Origin of the sequence: Pseudomonas sp., from assembly GCF_050739995.1 — a bacterium.
In the GTDB taxonomy this organism is placed as follows: domain Bacteria; phylum Pseudomonadota; class Gammaproteobacteria; order Pseudomonadales; family Pseudomonadaceae; genus Aquipseudomonas.
In genome coordinates this window covers 1-2,169 of the sequence record NZ_JBOICG010000094.1, presented here as the reverse complement: position 1 = coordinate 2,169, position 2,169 = coordinate 1, and the positions used below count along the sequence as shown (strand labels likewise).

Annotated in this window: 2 protein-coding genes; both read right to left on the bottom strand. The window is 60.4% G+C overall.

Going from position 1 to position 2,169, the window contains the following annotated elements; all coding sequences use genetic code 11:
- Positions 1-80 precede the first annotated feature (80 nt).
- A complete protein-coding gene (leuD, locus tag ACRESD_RS03285; RefSeq protein ID WP_431749611.1) occupies positions 81-725 on the bottom strand; it encodes a 3-isopropylmalate dehydratase small subunit in 645 nt (214 codons plus the stop codon).
- Between the two features lie 10 nt (positions 726-735).
- Positions 736-2,154: a 3-isopropylmalate dehydratase large subunit gene (gene leuC / locus ACRESD_RS03280; protein WP_431749612.1), complete on the bottom strand. Its 1,419-nt coding sequence runs from the start codon at positions 2,152-2,154 to the stop codon at positions 736-738.
- Between the last annotated feature and the right edge of the window lie 15 nt (positions 2,155-2,169).

Here is a 2,169-nt window from a genome sequence, read left to right as displayed (position 1 = left end):
CTCCCACATTTAGAATAGCGAACACTTTCAAATGTGGTAGCGGGCTTGCTCGCGAAGGGGCCAGTCCTGCTTACATAAAATCAGGCATCGCGAAACAACCAAGGCTGGCTCGCCCGGTGCTTGGCTTCAAACGCGGCAATCGCGTCGCCGTCCTGCAAGGTCAGGCCGATATCGTCCAGGCCGTTGAGCAGACAGTGCTTACGGAACGCATCCACTTCAAAGTGATACACCTTGCCATCCGGACGGGTCACCGTTTGCGCGGCCAGATCGACGGTCAGCTGGTAACCCTCTTCCGCCTCCACTTGCTTGAACAGCTCATCCACTTCGGCATCACTCAAGATGATCGGCAGCAAGCCGTTCTTGAAGCTGTTGTTGAAGAAGATATCGGCGTAGCTCGGCGCGATGATGCTGCGAAAGCCATATTCTTCAAGGGCCCACGGCGCGTGTTCACGGCTGGAGCCACAACCGAAGTTTTCCCGGGCGAGCAACACGCTGGCGCCTTGGTAACGTTCGGCGTTGAGTACGAAATCCTTGTTCAGCGGGCGCTTGGAGTTGTCCTGGTAGGCGTAGCCCACGTCCAGGTAGCGCCACTCGTCGAACAGGTTCGGGCCGAAACCGGTGCGCTTGATCGATTTCAAGAACTGCTTGGGAATGATCTGGTCGGTGTCCACGTTGGCACGGTCCAACGGCGCGACTAAACCGGTGTGTTGAGTAAAAGCTTTCATCGGGTATTCCTCAGATCAATTCGCGAACGTCGATGAAACGACCGTTGACGGCAGCGGCAGCGGCCATGGCCGGGCTGACCAGGTGGGTTCGTCCACCGGCGCCCTGACGCCCTTCGAAGTTACGGTTGGAGGTGGACGCGCAGTGCTCGCCCGACTCCAAGCGGTCCGGGTTCATCGCCAGGCACATCGAGCAACCCGGCTCACGCCATTCAAAACCGGCTTCGAGGAAGATCTTGTCCAGGCCTTCCGCCTCGGCTTGCGCTTTGACCAGGCCCGAGCCCGGCACGACGATGGCTTGCTTGATGGTCGACGCCACTTTGCGGCCCTTGGCGATCACCGCCGCGGCGCGCAGGTCTTCGATCCGCGAGTTGGTGCAGGAACCGATGAACACGCGATCCAACTGGATGTCGGTGATCGCCTGGTTGGCCTGCAAGCCCATGTACTTCAAGGCGCGCTCGATGGAGCCGCGCTTGACCAAGTCGGCTTCCTTGGCGGGGTCCGGCACGTTCTGGTCGACGGCCAGGACCATTTCCGGCGAAGTGCCCCAGCTGACTTGTGGCTTGATCTGGGCAGCGTCGAGCTCGACCACAGTGTCGAACACCGCATCGGCATCGGAGACCAGGTCTTTCCAGGCTTCTACTGCCGCATCCCAATCAGCCCCTGCCGGAGCGAAGGGACGACCCTTGACGTATTCAACGGTCTTTTCATCCGCCGCCACCATGCCCACGCGGGCACCGGCTTCGATGGACATGTTGCAGATGGTCATGCGGCCTTCGATGGACAGGTCGCGAATGGCGCTGCCAGCAAACTCGATAGCATGGCCGTTACCGCCGGCGGTGCCGATCTTGCCGATCACCGCGAGCACGATGTCCTTGGCGGTGACGCCGAACGGCAACTTGCCTTCGACCTTCACCAACATATTCTTCATTTTTTTGGCGACCAGGCATTGGGTGGCGAACACATGTTCCACCTCGGAGGTGCCGATGCCGTGGGCCAGGGCGCCAAAGGCTCCGTGGGTGGAGGTGTGGGAGTCGCCGCAGACCACGGTCATGCCCGGCAAGGTCGCGCCCTGCTCCGGGCCGATCACGTGCACGATGCCTTGACGCACGTCATTCATCTTGAATTCGGTAATGCCATATTCGTCGCAGTAGTCGTCGAGGGTCTGCACCTGCAGACGCGACACCTGGTCGGCAATGGCATCGATGCCACCCTTGCGCTCAGGGGTGGTCGGCACGTTGTGGTCGGGTGTGGCGATGATGGAGTCGACGCGCCAAGGCTTGCGCCCGGCCAGACGCAGGCCTTCGAACGCTTGGGGCGAGGTCACTTCATGGATGATGTGACGGTCGATATAAATCAGCGACGAGCCATCGTCGCGCCGTTTCACTTCATGGGAATCCCAAAGCTTGTCGTAAAGCGTTTTGCCGGCCATCAGTCGGTCCTCATC

What these genes read in the sequence shown, in the direction of transcription:
- leuC (WP_431749612.1), bottom strand. Translation starts at nt 2,154, where the DNA reads ATGGCCGGCAAAACGCTTTACGACAAGCTTTGGGATTCCCATGAAGTG.
- leuD (WP_431749611.1), bottom strand. Translation starts at nt 725, where the DNA reads ATGAAAGCTTTTACTCAACACACCGGTTTAGTCGCGCCGTTGGACCGT.